This is a genomic window from Hafnia alvei (assembly GCF_034424155.1).
GTDB classification, from domain to species: domain Bacteria; phylum Pseudomonadota; class Gammaproteobacteria; order Enterobacterales; family Enterobacteriaceae; genus Hafnia; species Hafnia alvei.
In genome coordinates, this window is record NZ_CP139992.1 from 1,038,645 (window position 1) to 1,054,124 (window position 15,480).

Below are 15,480 nucleotides of genomic sequence, written 5' to 3' on the forward strand. Positions count from 1 at the left end.
CATTATGAAATTAAAACAAACTTTATCATTAGGCTTCGTCTTGTTACTGGCTGCTCAGGCAGCTGATGCAGCCATTGCTCTCGATCGTACTCGCGCTATTTTTGACGGTAGCCAAAAATCGATCAGTCTGAATATTCGCAACGATAATACTCAGTTGCCTTATTTGGCACAGTCATGGTTGGAAGATAGCAATGGCCAGAAGATCACCGACCCGCTGGTGGTTGTGCCGCCTGTTCAACGCGTTGAACCTGGTGCTAAGAGCCAGATCCGAATCAATGCTATGGCTGGGGTTGCCAAACTTCCACAGGATCGCGAGTCCGTATTCTATTTCAACGTACGCGAAATCCCGCCGCGTAGTACTAAACAAAACGTGATGCAGATTGCGTTGCAAACCAAGATCAAACTGTTTTATCGACCAGCGCCGATCGCGATCGATTCAGATGTGATTTGGCAGGAAAAAGTGGTGCTGACGAAAGTCGGTGATGGATATCAGATTCACAACCCAACGCCTTATTACCTCACCGTGATTGGTATATCTGGACAGGCGAAGTCGGATTCAGCAAATGATTTTCGTCCTGTGATGGTACCGCCAAAATCGACTCTTAAGGCGGTTTCCCCAGTTTATGCCACGCCATATGTCACCTATATCAACGATTTTGGCGGTCGCCCTGAACTGAAATTTACCTGTAATGGTAGCGAGTGCCGTGCCGTTGCCAACCAAGGCTAGTGGTGAATGCTATGCGTACTTCATGTCTAAAGTTTGCTCGCACAACGCTGTGGCTCTTCCTGTTTTCAGGGAGTATCACCGCGGTGGATCTGCGATTGGCTAATGCAGAAGACATTGATGGTTGGGATGTTTTTGGTATGCATGGCGAGCTCCTAGTACAGGGCGCATTAACGGAACCGACCTGCGTACTGGAAATGGAATCGAAAGAACAATCGGTGAATTTAGGAACGATTTCTCGTGTGAGTTTGAATCGTGTGGGAAATCGAACCGATCCCGTAGCGGTGCATATCCGACTGAAGGACTGCGGCGTAGTGGGGAACTCACCGCGAGACAATATGCACGGCGGCAATATCACCTATCTTCCCGGACAGTTGGTTTCCTATATCACCGTGAATGGTGTGGAGAGTGACAATAATAAATATCTGATGAAGATATTTGGCTCAGCACGAGGGGTTGGTTTGCGATTGGAAGATGACAAACATCGTCAGTTGATCCCCGGTGAACATAGCGAACCGTTGATCATGTCTCAAGGAAATATGGATTTAGTGATGCATGCCATGCTGGAGCGAATTCCTGAAGAACTGATCGAAGGTGAATTTCATACCACGGTTAATTTAAATATTTCGTACCAGTAAAGCATTTTAATCAGAAATATGCGCTCGTAGTTATGCTGAGGAAAATAAATATGAAGTTTTTAGCCTTGCTATGTTTAGCGCTATTTTCAAGCACTTCATGGGCAACGATAGATATTAACTTTCATGGTGAAGTCGTCAGTGAACCTTGTGAGGTTGACATAAACTCTGATGGACAGAGTGTTGATTTTGGTGTTACTGCGATTAAGACATTTTATTTAGCAGGTCGCTCTGACTCTAAACCTTTCAGCATTGGTCTTAAAAATTGTGACGTTTCAATTTCGAAAACGGTGCTGGTGTCTTTTATTGGCGCAGAAGATGGCGATCAAAAAGGATATCTTTCTTTAAAAAGTGCTCAAGTTAAAGGTTTAGCAATCGGCATAGAGTCAATATCTGGTGATGTTCAAAACCCATCCACGCTTATCCCTCTGAATACGGGGTCGGCTAAGTACAGCCTGACTCAAGGCGCCAACTCCTTTAAGTTTGCTGCATTTTTACAGGCCTCACCAAAAAGTATTGCCGACCACAGCATTACAGAAGGGGACTTTAATACTACGGTAGAATTTCATCTTGAATATCCCTAGTCGATATATTTATCGAAAGGTTTTTCCAATCGATATAGCGTAAAGCGTTATTAAGAGTAAAGAATGCAAGTGATTAACCGAAAAGCCATTTCAGTCATGCTGCTAATTTACTTAGCATTGGCGATGCACGTCTTTATTCCAAGTATGGGCGGAAGCGGATTGCGAGTGCCGGGAAATATTGTTGCTTGGGTGTTTATTGCGCTATCTGTTCTTGCCTATTGGCTGCTTAATCGCCATCAATCCATTATTACGACAACCACATCTAATTTAATTGTTATCGGCATTTTATTGCTGTTACTTCCTCTATTTTATACATCAGAAAAATGGCTGAAAGAGGCTCTTCTGCAAATGGCTGGTGTAGTGGCAGGGCTAATTTTTTATTTCACCTTATTGCAATGCCGCTTTAGCTCTCGCTGGCGCATCTTGCTGCTTAATTTCTTGCTGTTTGCGACGTTGGTGCAGAGCGTCATCGGGTTTATTCAGCTCACTCTGCTGCCTCCACTCTCAGGTTTGATGGCGCTGGGTGATGAGGGCGTTAGGCCAACTGGCGTGTTTCGTCAGGTCAATGTGATGGCTTCGTTTATGGCCACGGGGCTGGCCTGCTCGTTGCATCTGCTTTATTTGCCCCAACCGCTGAACATAAGAAGCAAAGTAAGTTCAGTTGTTCATCGTCTAATACATCTATAGCAGTTGGCTGCGTTGGTTTTGTTGCCCGCGATGCTCGTTTTGCTTCAGTCGCGTGCCGGCTATATCGGTGCGATAGCCGTTGTGCTGATTAACTTTTTATTACGCGTAAGGAATCAGCCACGTCGGACGACTGCATTTGTCGGCTTAATCATCAGCGGTATTTTGCTTGGTTATACGCTGTTAGTCGGCGCTGAGCTGGTTATCCCCGTCTCTCATGATGGCTCAAATCTGGAACGTTGGAAAATCTTACAGATTACTCTGGCGATGATTATGAACCATCCGATTCTTGGGTGGGGGTATGGCAGTTTCGAGTACAGCTTTGCCCATTTTGCCCTTGGCATGACGCCACCGATAACCGGAATGGGCGTTATTACCCACCCACATAACGAGCTGTTGTTTGGCTGGGTTGAGGGCGGTGTTGCTGCACTGGCTGGATATATTTTTCTGGCTACCGCCTATTTTCGCTTAATGGTATTGGCTTGGCGGCGAACGGATAAAAGCCTATTTACGCTATGGCTTCTGATGTTGCCTTTCGCGGTGCATACCCAGTTGGAATATCCGTTTTATATGTCCACAGGGCACTGGCTGATTTTCTTACTGTTGCTGAGCCTAACGGATTCGGCGCTTTCTAAGCCGCGTGTGGTAACGAAACCCAAGATTGCGGGGACCATTCGAGCCGTATCCCTAGCCGGGGCGTGTGGTGGTCTGGGAATCATGCTTTCAACATTACAAACCCAAGTGCTGTTGACTAAAGCGGAACAGCTACAGCTAAGACAGGTAAATATTGATTTCCCTCGATTAGAGCAACAGTTTTGGCAGCCTTGGATATTTCAAGAACGCATTGAATATGATCGTCAGGTGAACCAGCTTTTGCAATATAACGTCAGCCGTGACCCTAAAATATTACAGAGCTATATCACGTGGTCGCAGCAATATCTTTCACACCATGTTGATAAAAATGTATATGCCTATCGTATTGCCATATTGAGTTTTAGCAATAAAGCAGATGAGGCAGAAAAACAGCGCCATGAGGCTAGCCTAATATTTTCTCATGATCCCCGTTTTCAAAACTCGATAGCCATTACGTCAAGGGAGGTGGAATGACTATGTTTGACCATCAGTCGCCAGCAGGAATTAAACTTCAGCCTATCGTTGAATTGAAAACAGGCTCGATTATTGGGTATGAAGTGCTTAGCTATTTTACCGAGGATGTCGATTCTGAATATTATTTTCAGCATGCGCCAGAAAATATATTAATTTCGATTTTCAACCAACAGGTTAAACAGGTGGCGAGTAACCCTGCGGGATACCATTATTTTGTAAATTTATCTGTTCGCGATCTGTTGGGCTCGGAGTTAGAAAATAAAATTCAGATATCTCCAGAACAAAAATTAGTAATTGAACTACAGGACCCAGAGAATTTAGTTGGGCTGAATGATGTAGACAAAGCACAGTTAGTCAATAATCTTGAGCGATTGCGTGAACGTCATATAGCCGTTTGGCTAGACGATCTTGATGAACCATTATTATCTACGGTGTGTGAGCTTAATTTTTGCTTTGATGGTATCAAAATTGATAAGTACGCTTTTTGGCGTACTCAGTTTTCACCACTCGAGCTCAAGCAACTAGTTAAAAGGTGTTATCAAATAACATCTAACGTATTAATTGAAGGTATTGAAACTTTACAGCATAGGGATATTGCTGCTCGCTCAGGTGCTAGCCATTTACAAGGCTATCTTTGGCCAGAAACAATAATCCAATAATAAGCTTCCGGGTGACAAGATGATTAGAGTTTTGATTGATGATGATAATGCCTTTTACCGTGAAGGACTGTGGCATTTTATAAAGAAAAACTTTGCTTCAAGTGATTATGGAACGCTTGAACTACTCGAAACCAGTCAAGAGAACTTGGTTGCTTCCGATATTGTAGTAAAGATATTCCAAAATGGTGGTGCTCAAGTTTGTCACCATGAGTTATTACATCGAAAGGCAAATTCGTTGTTGGTTGGTGTATGCAGTGAAGCAGCGCAGCCACCGTTGTCACGGCTACCTGATTGTTTGAAAAATGTGCTGTTTATCAGCCGCAAAGAGACTTTGAATTCGTTGAGTCTCAAGCTGTTACAGGCCTGGAAGCATGCACAACTTGGGGAAGAAAGAGTACGCAACTGCCAAGAATGCCAAGCGCTTTATTTTTCTCCTCAGGAAGAGAAGGTGGTGCGCTATATATGCCTAGGTTTTAGCGTTGAACGCATTGCATGGATACTTTCATTAAATATTAAAACCATCAGCAGTCACAAACGCTCTGTTATGCATAAATTTAATTTGAATAGCGATGCCGAGCTTTTGGCTTTGATGAAACTTTATGAAGAGAGACTCACTTATGTCTCTGGCCGTCGCCGCCTTTTTTATTTAAACACGCCGGCGATTGAGTTGAATAATAAACGTCGTTTGCAAGAGGAATTAATTCATACTGTCGCGCTTTAATGGAATTGAGTTTGGACCCTCATCTCTCGATGAGAGAAGTATCCGCCAGGGACGGTAGAATTGCCGCACATGCGGTAGCAACAACAAAGACACATAACGTTCAACGATAACGAGTCAATGGAGTTGGAAATGGATAAATTAACGAAGAAAGAAAGAATCTACATGAATTTGGGTAAAATATGTTCAATTAGAATGGGGGAAACTCGCAGTACAGACCCTTATCTACCTGAATCATGTTGGCCAAAAACCAGAGAGGTTGCAGAAGAAAGTGGTGAAAGCATTTATGTTACACGTCACTGGCTATTGCAGCTTGTCGGTGAAGGCAAGGTAAATTGCTATCAAGGAGGAGCTGGTCGTAGCAATTCTCTACGCTGGTGTATTCCAACCCGCTAATTTAGAGCTAGACCCCATCGTTGATTATTAACTTTTGCACTTATTCCTTTAGCGGGTAGACTGTCGCATTTCCATTTCTCCGAACATATTTATGTACGGAGTATTTTTGCGGCATTTTGCAATGGAAAAATCCTAATAATCAGCAGATGAATTTAATATATGTTTTAATAATAGCGCAGATGAGGGAAACCTCGTCTGCGTTTCTACTTATTAATCTAAAAATATCACTTAGGAAAATAGGATATTAGGATTTTTCTAAATGAAGTTAATAGTAATTGACTTTAACGATCGTCGTTGCCACGAAAGGCCCTGCTTTGATCGTTTGTCCTGGTATCACTGAAATACTGGCTTTGTAGTTTTTACTCAACTCAGTAATACCTTTCATACTGCCGAAGTTAGTATATTTATTGAACTCGACGGCTTTGCTATCTTGATCCGTGAAACTGAGTTTTACGCCGTTATTTAAATTAATATGTGTGCTATCTAGCAGGGTTTCAGTTGTTGAGAACTCAGAGGTTAAGGAGAAGTCTTCTAGACATCCGCCTTCCTTCACTGCTTTTACGCTGAATTCTTTTGAGAGTACGCCACCGCTGCTGAGCGTTGTTCGGTCAATATCACCAAAATCGAGATTCTGATTTTCTGGATAGAGTTTTATTTGCGCGCCGCAGCTTAAAAAACGTGTTCCGGTTAAACCTGAGAGTGAATACTTAAGGTTTTTTGCATCTGGGCGAAAATTGATCCCACTTGAGCCATCGAGCTGAAAGACAACAAACTCATCGGCTCCTTGATAGTGACCTGACGCTGGCGGTTTTCCATCAACACGAATATAGAGGCGAAAGGTAACGGTAACGACTTTAAACGTTGGTGTACCTGACCCTTTTTTATAGACTGGGCCGCCGCCAGGCACCTGCAATCCTTGGCCATTTTGTTCAAGATCTTTTCCTTCGTAGGTTACGCCTAGCTTTAATCCTTGACCTAAAGATTTTGATTTAGGATTAAAATAGAAGGTCACGAAGTCTTGAAAGTTACTTTTCGTGTTGTTATCGCAATAAGCCGTCACAGTGATGGGATTAGACTCCCATACTTTGGTTTTATCGGGAACGTTAGCGGGGATAGCTAATTCGCCAATATCGATAGCCGGCTTGTCAACAACGCCGGTGCCGTTTTCAACGCAGTCAAAAGCAGAAGCATGAAACGATGCGAACAATAATCCCGCGAGTGGTAGCAGGCGTTTTGCATCAAGTTTTGAAAATAAAGCGTGTTTCATTTATCACCTGTTAGAGATAGCGTGTAATCAGCGTGGATGTGGCTTTGAATTCGCCTTCTTTTAATTCCACCGCATCAGATATTTTTATTGGCACCGCGCGTAGTTGAATAGTCTGCGTTTTCTGAATGGTAAAGAACGTATTCAGATCGATATTTTTGCCTGTCGCATCGTCTGAGAGGGCAATGGCCAGATTATCGAGGGTTGTGGTCAGGTAGTTGCTTTTACCTGATGATGTGCCCTGAAATTCTAGCTGCACGGTTGCTCCCGTGGTAATGCTGCATACAATATCGACAGGAGTTACGCTGGCGAAAGCAACGCCGTCAATTTTTTTCAGTGCGATGCGTTTGAAGTCCACATCGAGATTATTGTTTTGGTTAATTTTACAGGCGGCGGGTTCAAATATATTACCGCGAATGTATAGGGTGCTTTTGGAGTCATCTTTTGCCTGACCGCCACTCACCGGGGCTAAAGCTGCAAATGCAGAGCCATTAATCGAGAGCAAAACTCCCAGAAGAAATAATTTTACGTCGCAAAGGCGTATTTTCATTTTATTAACTCGTTACCACATAAAACGGGATTTATCTCCTGCGCTTAGCTCTGCTCAAATGACGTTGGGAGATATATTGAGCGCAGTAAGGGTAACGTATTCATATGCCAGTAAAAACTAACTTTATGGCGTGAAATAAAATGCGAGGTAATTTATCGTATGGATGATCTGATATTTATTTTGCGACCAAATAGCCTGATTTGTTCTTACAAAATAGCATAAAAACCTATTAAAGCACTCCGATGCCTAAGTTTCTCTCTTTTGGAAATATTTTCATTTAAAAACAGTTCGTTATGATCATTTGTGCTGATCTGTCGTGATTTAAATATGACAAGCCAAGCTAGTTAGGAGTGAGGCCATGAGCGGCTGAAGCTTAGCCAGCTTGCTAATGTTGGCGAGATAAACTTACTTTTGTGGTAGCAGAGTGTGAATTTCCGCATAAACCGCTGCTCGGTATGTAATTGCACAAAATGCCCCGTATAAAATGAACTATGTAGCATGCGCTTTGAAATAAAAGTGATGCCTAAGTGATGAGCGACGCAAGAAAGAATGGCGTCAAAAGCGTTCAGTGAAAGAGCGATTTGTGGATTGCTTAAATGTAGTGCCAATTGATTATCAAAAAAGGCACGGCTGCTGGAGCCTTGCTCGCGTAGCAGCCAGCGCTCTTGACTCAGTACCTGATATGAAACCGTTTCTTGCTTGGCGAGCGGATGATTTTTACCGGCGATAATGACCATTTCATCTTCTAACCACGGCTCGCAAATAAGGTTGGGTTCGCTAGCGGGTCCTTCCAGTAACGCCACATCAATTTCAAAATGGCTGACCATAGTGCTGATTTTTTGCGTGTTGGCGATAGTGCATTGTGGCAACCACCCTTGATGTTCTTTAAACCCCTTCAGCATGTCAGGCAGAAGATAGCTGCCGATAGTCTTAGTACATCCCACCTTGAGCTGGGTATCTTGGCTATTCTCTCCGAATAATTGTTCAACCCCCTGCATTCGAGACAAAAGTTCGTCGGCGACAGGCAGTAACTTTTGCCCTTCATGATTGATATATAAGCGTGCATGTTGACGATCAAAGAGCCGTACTCCTAGCTGACTCTCTAATTCAGCCAATGTCTGTGAAATGGCTCCTTTTGTCATAAACAGAGTTTCTGCGGCGAGCGTCATGCTGCCGCTGCGGACGATGGCGACAAAGACGGAAAGTTGTTTGAAGGTAATATTCATCGTTTAGTTTCTCTAAACCTAATGTAAAAAATAACTCGATTTTTTAAATGATAGCGGATGGCTATAGTTTTTACCGCAGAAGAATGAAAAAAATCGAGGTGATGACATGTTGAGATACCTACATCATAAGGTTCGCGGATTACCAACTCCCGTAGCGGGTTTAGCGCTGGGGATCGCTAGTTTGGGATGGTGTTTAGAGAATGCTTTGCCGCTTCACGGTGTGGGACAAAACGTGGGCGCATTGATTGCTGGGCTACTGCTTGCCATTCTCGCTATTCGTTTTATTTTTCATCCCGATACGCTGACTCAAGATCTTAAACATCCGGTGGTGGGAAGCATTGTTCCTACCTTTGCAATGGCTGCAATGGTGGTTTCTAAGGCGCTGGGTAACTTTATGCCGACGGCGGGCCAGATGCTTTGGCTGGGGGCTGTTATTGTTCATCTGGTCTCGCTGTCGCTTTTTATTTATCACCGTGCGAAAGAACCTAAGCTGCATCATCTAGTTCCTAGCTGGTTTGTGCCGCCAGTGGGCATTATTGTGGCAGATGTGACTTGCCCAAGTGAGGCCTACACTGAGTTTGCACTGATTTTATTGGCAATTGGGATGGTGAGTTATGTGCTGATGCTGCCAATGATGATCTACCGCTTCATGTTTCGCGATGAAGTGCCTGATGCAGCAAAACCAACGATTGCCATTATGGCGGCACCGGCCAGTTTGTCATTAGCGGGCTATCTGAGCGTTGTCAAAGAGCCTTCAATGCTGATTTGTGCGGTGTTGCTTGGTATCGCACTGTTGATGACCATGGTTATTTATTGTGCTTTCTTCCGCCTAATGCGCTTGCCGTTTAGCCCAGGCTACGCTGCTTTTACGTTCCCTATGGCGATTGGCGCTACCGCACTTTATAAAATGGCAAACCTCGTGGGCAGCTACCCGCAAGCGGTGGAGTATGCGCGACAACTGCATATGATGGCGACAGTAGAAGCAGTGATTGCGACGTTAGTTATTGGCTATGTCTCTGTAAGGTTTATTCATAACTATCTGCTACCGCAGAGATTGAATGTTCATCAAGGCATGGTGAAATAAATGAGTTTAAGGAAAAACGTAATGAAAACTTACGATCAGGCTTTTTGGGTTCCTGCTGCTGCTTTAGTGCTCTTTATTGTTTGTTTTATTTGGGCGCTGTTTTTATAAATCCCACGAATAAAAATATATAGGCAGATTCATAAGTAAGGCTCCAGCCACTGAGTGACTGGAGCCTTGCTTATGATGGGCACGGAGTGCCGGATATTGACCGCGCAAGATAATGCGTATGTAGATATATATCGGCTAATTTATCCACGCTAGATTGCTCCATCTGAGCGCTGGCATATTCGAGCACCATCCACAATAGGGCACTACACTGCTGAATCACTAAACCCACTGAATGGCATGAAAGCGCATCTTGTTGCTGTTGTAGCTGGATTAATTCATTGTTGCTCATATTTAACAGATTAAAACTTAGTGCCAGTACATCGAGTAAATTACCGTGGAGCCCGTTTTGGGTATTAGTACTAATTACCTGATGCAGGCATGACATGTTGTTTTGTAGGATCTGTATGGTCGAGTCTTTCATGACTCACTCCTGAGTATGCCAGAGGGCTTAGTTTCGTTATTTGAGTCTGAGTAGAATCGAGTTGCCAACGCGAGATATAGGCTTGATGTTGAGCATATAGCGTTAAATAAACACAACAAACGAAGAAAATGAGAAATGAGAAGGTGGTTCCAAACAGATTGGATCTGACGTGTAATGTAATAAATATAATGGAATTAAGTTCTCACCCGCCAGAAATTGATGGGTGAGATGTCGGTATACTAGGCGTCAGATTTTGGCGGTTCGCCAACGGCAGGTGCTAACCAAATTGCAAAAGCGACTAACGCCAACACCACGATCATGGCGGAGCGCAATCCCCAATGCTCACCTAAAAAACCTAGCATTGGAGGCCCAACCAAAAATGCAATATAACCCGTGGTTGCCACGGCACTAACGCGAGCAGCTGGATTTGGCCCAGTGTCACTGGCGGCCGACAACGTAAGAGGGAAGCCGAGTGAAGCTCCTACGCCCCAAAATAAAACTGAAGCGCTGACTAGAAATGTATTTTCAGCAAAAATAATTAACCCTAAGCCGATAACGCCGAAGATGGCGCTGCCCCGAACGACATTAACGCGGCCAAATCGACGCAGGAAATATCCCCCGCAGAAGCGCCCAATGGTCATTCCTAAGGCAAAGCCTGTATAGATTAACGAGCCTGATGTAGGGCTGAATCCATGACCGTCTACCATTAATAACGGCAACCAGTCGTTGGCTGAGCCTTCGGCAAGGGCCATTGCAAGGACAATTAAGCCAATAAGCAACAGACGCTTATCTCGCCAAACATTTGTTTTAGCCTGTGTAGGCTGGTTGCCATTCTGCGCATGTTCTACTGGACGTAGGCCATTCCCCTTAGGTACGGATTTTAGTGCCCACAATGTTGCCGGAACGCAAATAACACCAATTAATAAAAGATGCCACTGTATGGGGAAATTTACCGAGGTAAGCCCATTACCAACCCCTGCGCCAACCAGTGTCCCTAAGCTAAAACAGCCATGCAGCATAGGAAGGAGGGGGCGATGTGATATGCGTTCTACATCGGCGCCCTCAACGTTAATGGCTATTTCAGCAGAGCCCATACCTGCTCCAAATAAACATAACCCAGATGAAACGGTGATCGCAGATGAGAAAAATGCCCCGAGGGCAACCAGTAAAATACCGGCGATCACTAAACCCGTGCCTGCAGCAATAACGGGTTTAGTGCTAAAGCGCTGCACTAAATAACCAGAACAGAGAATTCCAGCCATTGACCCAATCGACAGACCAAAAAGAACAAGCCCCATCTCTGCGGTCGATGCGCCAAGTTTGTCGCGTATTGCGGGAGTTCGGGTCACCCATGACGCCATTGATACGCCAGGTAAGAAAAAGAAAACAAAGAGGGCGAGGCTGCGCTGTTTTAACGTGGGGCTGGGCAAAGGAACCTTCCTAGAAGTGCAAAGACAGAAAATATCTATCGTTCGAAGCGTAAGTTAACATATCTACACTAACCTTTTTCATTCGTATTTCAAGAGGAAATAGTAAGAATTACAATGAATAGCATCGTGAAGATAAATGGTGAACCTAATTTTAGTTGTGTTCTTTATTCAAAACGTGAGCGTTAACCTCAGCATATTTAATTATATTTAAAGGGTTTGAAAATAATCAGGGCAATAAACCCCAATGAAAAAAGAATAATAATTTGCATGCTATAAGTATAGTCTCGTTACGATTGTGATTATTTAGCCATCACAGACAAAAGAAAACGCTATGCTAATATAACAATTTCACTATTAGAGAGATTAAATTTCTTATCATTGCTAATATATTGTACATGACTATTAGTCTGTGCAAAATTGCATTGTTTGTAGAATAATCTTAAGGGGTTTTAATATGTTGCTGACAAAAAGTTATAAAAAGGGAATTTTTATTACTATGTCATTAACAACGATGGTTCTGGCATTCTTTTTGTGGAATGACTACCAAGGCTTAAGAAATTATCTAGGTTACACGGTAGATAAAGGCCGTTCTGCTATCTTTGCTTAAGAATATATAAATCAAAGAATAGCACTTAATTTAATAAAATCATTTTCAATTTCTGAATATAAAAATAAAAAATCAGATTCAAGTGTGCTGAGTATCTGTAACCGTATGGAGAGCGTAAATGATATTTATGGTTTGAATTTGACTGGGCATAAATATCCTAAACTAGCTGGAACGCTACAAACTAAAAATTCATCCTGCGAAGATTGGGCTAGAGATATAAAATATCTTGCGAAGTTTAATAGTCAAGAAGAAGCAATCTCTCAAGAGTACAGTTTTTCTAATTACCATTGGAAAGTGCAAGATAGCATTAGATACTATATTGATTTTGAAAACCAATATATATACATTAATAAGTTAGTCGATAGCTCTCGATACGCATTCAATAATTGGTTGCGATATAATGGAAAGTTTATTGATGTAGATAGCAATGCCAGAAGCATTAAAATTGATGATGAAGCATTGAGGAGTTTGCATGATGGGCAAAGTGTTACTTCACATATATATGATGACGGTTATACCGGTGAAAAAATAATTAGCATGATCACGCCGTTGTTTTTTGGTGGGAATCTTAAAGGTATAATTTTGACTGATGTGAGTATCAATGAGCTAGCAAAGGCATTTTATACATTTGATCGTCCTTTCCTATGGAAATATCTCACGCTTTCAGTTATAGATAGAAATTCAGCCGAAGAAATTAATTTCAATCAACCAGATAAGCAATTATTTAGTATTTTAAACTACGACAAGGATATTACTCGATATTATACTGTCCATCTTAAATTAGATGTTCAATATTTTATTTTAAACAACTTATTTCTTTTTATTTTATATGTGCTTATAACGTATTCCATCTGTAAGTATTTAAAATACCAGATATCAAAAAATGAAGTTTTGTCTTTGGAAAACATAACTGATTCTATGACGGGATTATATAATAGAAAGATACTGACACAGACTCTGGATGCTCGTTTAAAGTCGTTGACTGAAAAAAATACTCCAGTCACTATTATTGCTCTTGATTGCGATAAATTAAAAACCATCAATGATACTCTAGGTCATCACATGGGGGATAAAGCAATCACTTTATTGGGAGACGCGATACAAACCTCTATAAGAAAGAGTGATTATGGTATTAGGCTCGGCGGTGATGAGTTCTGTATTATTCTTATCGATTGCGATGTAGAGCGTGCTTTTATTACTATTGACTTAATTAAACAGAAATTAAAAGTGATTGATACAGATGCTATTGTTAATTTTTCATATGGCTGCTACCAGATGAAATCCGGTGATACATTGAGCGATGCGCAAATTAAAGCTGATGAATTGCTGTATAAGCATAAGAAAACGAAGGGTTAGGTATTTGCGGTGTTGATGCTGATGTATGGCTTCAACACCTTATCTTTAGTTGTAAAGCTGCCACTTTTGAGTTGGATTGCATAGAGCCAGATTATGCGGGTAATACATTAGCTATCGAGGTATTGCAGGAGCAATCGAACTAAGAGAGTCACTTTCTTCTATTGATTATGTAAGATTATTGATTTGAGTAAAAGTGTGGGCTATAGCGCACAAACAGCATCGTACAAATTGAAGGCACAAAAAAGCCCGCAGGGCTTGCGCCATGCGGGCTTCTAGGACTTCATCGGATAACTCTGGTAATCACCGATGGGCTGGGGGAATCTGAATCATTTATTTAGCTATATGATTTCAAGTGGTTTTTGTGAGTTCAATTTTGACTGGTATACCTAAATGTATACCAATGACGTTTTGTCTGCTGCCTAATCGCCTGTTCTGCCGATATGGAAAAGGGGCTTCGGGTTTCCCTATCGGCTACCATCAACCTTGGCTGGCGTGGGGTTAGGGAATATATCAATGTTTTTTCTCAATCGCATTGGGCGGCTTACACCGCGAGGATCGGAAAAAGGCAGTTTTAACGCGGGAGATGCCGATACTTTTACTGTCCATGTGGTATCACCGATAAAGCGGAAGCTCACAGAGCGGGGCGATACTTTCAAAGCCTCGAAGTGACCTGAAGTATAAGCATCCCCAATAGTCAGTTCCTCTATTACTCCTTGAGAGATATCTAATAGCAGGAGCGTCAGCATCTCTTCAAAAATAACGTCATCTGTCACGAATAAAAGATAGCGATGAGCATCGACTTTTATTGCGGCCTCAAGCACTTTTCCGGGAACGACAATCCCTGTTGGTTTGCCTTCAATCAGCACTTCAGACCTGGCCTGGGCGGTATCTGATGCTTCATTTACTTCCGATAACGATAGTGTCGTAACTTCTTCCATCTCTATTTCCACCAGTTGCCCATTTCCCATGCCGCTAAAGCACCACCGACAAATCCGCCCAATAGCACGCATACGGGTGCGCCAGGCCCACACATTAAACCAGCAATAGCTCCGCCAGCCCAACCGCCCGCAATCCCAGCTCCGTTAATAGCAATCTGCCTGCCGGTTTGCGAAGCTTTATTGTCTGATGTGTATATTTCATACACTGATACTCCGATAGAAAGAACTATTAAGCCCTTAGCTGCACGGGATAATTTCATCATTCTCAGGTTAACCTGAGGGTTTGATTTTCCCGCTGACTCTACAATACCGGCATAAACCTGATTTTTTTGCGTTTCTGATAAGCTGTTAAAGTTAGCCCTTGGCCCGAACATAGAGGCAGTTTTTTTTGCGACTAACTCATTAAGCGTTACGCCTGAAGTCTTCATCCTTTCTGCCATGGCCCTACCAAGCGGCGTACTCCGGGTGCGAACCATATCCATTATCAGATTTCTGGTTTCTTGAGCCTCCATCGCTGCTTTTTCCCAGCTGATGAAGCCACTATTTGCTTTGGCTCTGAGATCCTCTGCCATCGCTTTAATGCGTTTAGAGTACTCAAGGCGCACTCGGGGATCGACTGAGAGTCTTGCCGCTGCGGCAGATACATCGCCTTGTAAGGCGTTTACCGCGCTTTCAAATTTCGCTTTCCCGTCTGAGTCCAGTGCACTAAGTAAAGCCGTATCCATTTTCAGTCCCTGTAAGGTGAGCAATCCTCCAAATATAACAAATATGCTAATGAGATTGAAAATAGCCTCGTTTAAGCATGTGATGTAGAAATATGCTATTGACCTACTATCAGTCGTTTTAGGTTAAAAAATAGATTTCGTGAAAAATCTTTCATACTCTACACCTTTCAGTTTTTATTTTTATATTCATATAGTTATATGATGAAGTATGGGGGGGGATCGTCTTCACTGTACATCCACGGTGTATAGTGGGCGTAAAAAAAC

Annotated in this window: 18 protein-coding genes; 11 read left to right on the forward strand and 7 right to left on the reverse strand. The window is 42.7% G+C overall.

Annotation, left to right across the window (positions count from 1 at the left end; all coding sequences use genetic code 11):
• The first annotated feature begins 4 nt into the window (after positions 1-4).
• The 8 genes from U0008_RS04755 to U0008_RS04790 all read left to right on the forward strand — a co-directional run bounded on the left by U0008_RS04755 (position 5) and on the right by U0008_RS04790 (position 5,507).
• Positions 5-727, forward strand: a complete 723-nt coding sequence (locus U0008_RS04755; protein WP_025800498.1) for a fimbria/pilus periplasmic chaperone — start codon at positions 5-7, stop codon at positions 725-727.
• Positions 728-738: 11 nt separating this feature from the next.
• Positions 739-1,362, forward strand: a complete 624-nt coding sequence (locus U0008_RS04760) for a fimbrial protein (RefSeq protein WP_025800499.1) — start codon at positions 739-741, stop codon at positions 1,360-1,362.
• Positions 1,363-1,412: 50 nt separating this feature from the next.
• A complete protein-coding gene (locus tag U0008_RS04765; protein ID WP_025800500.1) occupies positions 1,413-1,943 on the forward strand; it encodes a fimbrial protein in 531 nt (176 codons plus the stop codon).
• 63 nt (positions 1,944-2,006) lie between these two features.
• Positions 2,007-2,630, forward strand: coding sequence for a pilin glycosylation ligase domain-containing protein (locus U0008_RS04770; protein ID WP_226929910.1), 624 nt, complete (start codon positions 2,007-2,009; stop codon positions 2,628-2,630).
• Between the two features lie 30 nt (positions 2,631-2,660).
• The gene (locus U0008_RS04775) at positions 2,661-3,734 is read left to right on the forward strand and encodes a PglL family O-oligosaccharyltransferase (RefSeq protein ID WP_248298844.1); all 1,074 of its coding nucleotides are present in this window, start codon (positions 2,661-2,663) and stop codon (positions 3,732-3,734) included.
• The gene (locus U0008_RS04780) at positions 3,731-4,393 is read left to right on the forward strand and encodes an EAL domain-containing protein (RefSeq protein WP_226929911.1); all 663 of its coding nucleotides are present in this window, start codon (positions 3,731-3,733) and stop codon (positions 4,391-4,393) included. Before U0008_RS04775 ends, U0008_RS04780 begins: the two co-directional genes overlap by 4 nt.
• Positions 4,394-4,412: 19 nt before the next feature.
• A complete protein-coding gene (locus U0008_RS04785) occupies positions 4,413-5,114 on the forward strand; it encodes a LuxR C-terminal-related transcriptional regulator (protein ID WP_025800503.1) in 702 nt (233 codons plus the stop codon).
• A 129-nt stretch (positions 5,115-5,243) separates the two neighbouring features.
• Positions 5,244-5,507, forward strand: a complete 264-nt coding sequence (locus U0008_RS04790) for a FaeA/PapI family transcriptional regulator (RefSeq protein ID WP_071889956.1) — start codon at positions 5,244-5,246, stop codon at positions 5,505-5,507.
• Between the two features lie 265 nt (positions 5,508-5,772).
• Here U0008_RS04790 and U0008_RS04795 read toward each other — a convergent pair whose 3' ends face one another.
• The 3 genes from U0008_RS04795 to U0008_RS04805 form a co-directional block, all read right to left on the reverse strand.
• The gene (locus tag U0008_RS04795; protein ID WP_043491389.1) at positions 5,773-6,774 is read right to left on the reverse strand and encodes a fimbrial protein; all 1,002 of its coding nucleotides are present in this window, start codon (positions 6,772-6,774) and stop codon (positions 5,773-5,775) included.
• Between the two features lie 10 nt (positions 6,775-6,784).
• Positions 6,785-7,321 (reverse strand): fimbrial protein, encoded by a 537-nt coding sequence (locus U0008_RS04800; protein ID WP_025800505.1) that lies wholly within the window; start codon positions 7,319-7,321, stop codon positions 6,785-6,787.
• Positions 7,322-7,665: 344 nt separating this feature from the next.
• Entirely contained in the window at positions 7,666-8,547 is an 882-nt protein-coding gene (locus U0008_RS04805; protein WP_025800506.1) for a LysR substrate-binding domain-containing protein, read from the reverse strand.
• Positions 8,548-8,653: 106 nt separating this feature from the next.
• Between U0008_RS04805 and U0008_RS04810 the strand changes: the two genes are divergently transcribed.
• A complete protein-coding gene (locus U0008_RS04810) occupies positions 8,654-9,631 on the forward strand; it encodes a TDT family transporter (RefSeq protein WP_043491393.1) in 978 nt (325 codons plus the stop codon).
• A gap of 178 nt (positions 9,632-9,809) precedes the next feature.
• Here the strand turns inward: U0008_RS04810 and U0008_RS04815 are convergent, their stop codons facing one another.
• Both U0008_RS04815 and U0008_RS04820 read right to left on the reverse strand, forming a co-directional pair.
• The gene (locus U0008_RS04815) at positions 9,810-10,160 is read right to left on the reverse strand and encodes a hypothetical protein (RefSeq protein ID WP_043491395.1); all 351 of its coding nucleotides are present in this window, start codon (positions 10,158-10,160) and stop codon (positions 9,810-9,812) included.
• 239 nt (positions 10,161-10,399) lie between these two features.
• Entirely contained in the window at positions 10,400-11,590 is a 1,191-nt protein-coding gene (locus U0008_RS04820) for an MFS transporter (RefSeq protein ID WP_043491397.1), read from the reverse strand.
• 454 nt (positions 11,591-12,044) lie between these two features.
• Here U0008_RS04820 and U0008_RS04825 point away from each other — a divergent pair, with 454 nt between their 5' ends.
• Together U0008_RS04825 and dgcJ are read left to right on the forward strand one after the other, a co-directional pair.
• Positions 12,045-12,197, forward strand: a complete 153-nt coding sequence (locus tag U0008_RS04825) for a hypothetical protein (protein WP_226929912.1) — start codon at positions 12,045-12,047, stop codon at positions 12,195-12,197.
• Positions 12,198-12,245: 48 nt separating this feature from the next.
• Complete coding sequence (dgcJ, locus tag U0008_RS04830) at positions 12,246-13,553, forward strand: diguanylate cyclase DgcJ (protein WP_248298846.1); 1,308 nt, start codon at positions 12,246-12,248, stop codon at positions 13,551-13,553.
• Between the two features lie 464 nt (positions 13,554-14,017).
• On the opposite strand, the gene U0008_RS04835 is transcribed toward dgcJ, so the two are convergent.
• The gene (locus tag U0008_RS04835; RefSeq protein ID WP_043491400.1) at positions 14,018-14,491 is read right to left on the reverse strand and encodes a hypothetical protein; all 474 of its coding nucleotides are present in this window, start codon (positions 14,489-14,491) and stop codon (positions 14,018-14,020) included.
• 2 nt (positions 14,492-14,493) lie between these two features.
• Positions 14,494-15,216, reverse strand: coding sequence for a hypothetical protein (locus U0008_RS04840; RefSeq protein WP_051874083.1), 723 nt, complete (start codon positions 15,214-15,216; stop codon positions 14,494-14,496).
• Positions 15,217-15,480: the final 264 nt, after the last annotated feature.

Bases quoted from the DNA above. Each gene is read 5' to 3' on its own strand.
- U0008_RS04800 (WP_025800505.1), bottom strand. From the start codon at position 7,321: ATGAAAATACGCCTTTGCGACGTAAAATTATTTCTTCTGGGAGTTTTG.
- U0008_RS04790 (WP_071889956.1), top strand. From the start codon at position 5,244: ATGGATAAATTAACGAAGAAAGAAAGAATCTACATGAATTTGGGTAAA.
- U0008_RS04785 (WP_025800503.1), top strand. From the start codon at position 4,413: ATGATTAGAGTTTTGATTGATGATGATAATGCCTTTTACCGTGAAGGA.
- U0008_RS04795 (WP_043491389.1), bottom strand. From the start codon at position 6,774: ATGAAACACGCTTTATTTTCAAAACTTGATGCAAAACGCCTGCTACCA.
- U0008_RS04770 (WP_226929910.1), top strand. From the start codon at position 2,007: ATGCAAGTGATTAACCGAAAAGCCATTTCAGTCATGCTGCTAATTTAC.
- U0008_RS04775 (WP_248298844.1), top strand. From the start codon at position 2,661: ATGCTCGTTTTGCTTCAGTCGCGTGCCGGCTATATCGGTGCGATAGCC.
- U0008_RS04815 (WP_043491395.1), bottom strand. From the start codon at position 10,160: ATGAAAGACTCGACCATACAGATCCTACAAAACAACATGTCATGCCTG.
- U0008_RS04825 (WP_226929912.1), top strand. From the start codon at position 12,045: ATGTTGCTGACAAAAAGTTATAAAAAGGGAATTTTTATTACTATGTCA.
- U0008_RS04780 (WP_226929911.1), top strand. From the start codon at position 3,731: ATGACTATGTTTGACCATCAGTCGCCAGCAGGAATTAAACTTCAGCCT.
- U0008_RS04835 (WP_043491400.1), bottom strand. From the start codon at position 14,491: ATGGAAGAAGTTACGACACTATCGTTATCGGAAGTAAATGAAGCATCA.
- U0008_RS04765 (WP_025800500.1), top strand. From the start codon at position 1,413: ATGAAGTTTTTAGCCTTGCTATGTTTAGCGCTATTTTCAAGCACTTCA.
- U0008_RS04760 (WP_025800499.1), top strand. From the start codon at position 739: ATGCGTACTTCATGTCTAAAGTTTGCTCGCACAACGCTGTGGCTCTTC.
- U0008_RS04755 (WP_025800498.1), top strand. From the start codon at position 5: ATGAAATTAAAACAAACTTTATCATTAGGCTTCGTCTTGTTACTGGCT.
- U0008_RS04840 (WP_051874083.1), bottom strand. From the start codon at position 15,216: ATGGATACGGCTTTACTTAGTGCACTGGACTCAGACGGGAAAGCGAAA.
- U0008_RS04810 (WP_043491393.1), top strand. From the start codon at position 8,654: ATGTTGAGATACCTACATCATAAGGTTCGCGGATTACCAACTCCCGTA.
- U0008_RS04805 (WP_025800506.1), bottom strand. From the start codon at position 8,547: ATGAATATTACCTTCAAACAACTTTCCGTCTTTGTCGCCATCGTCCGC.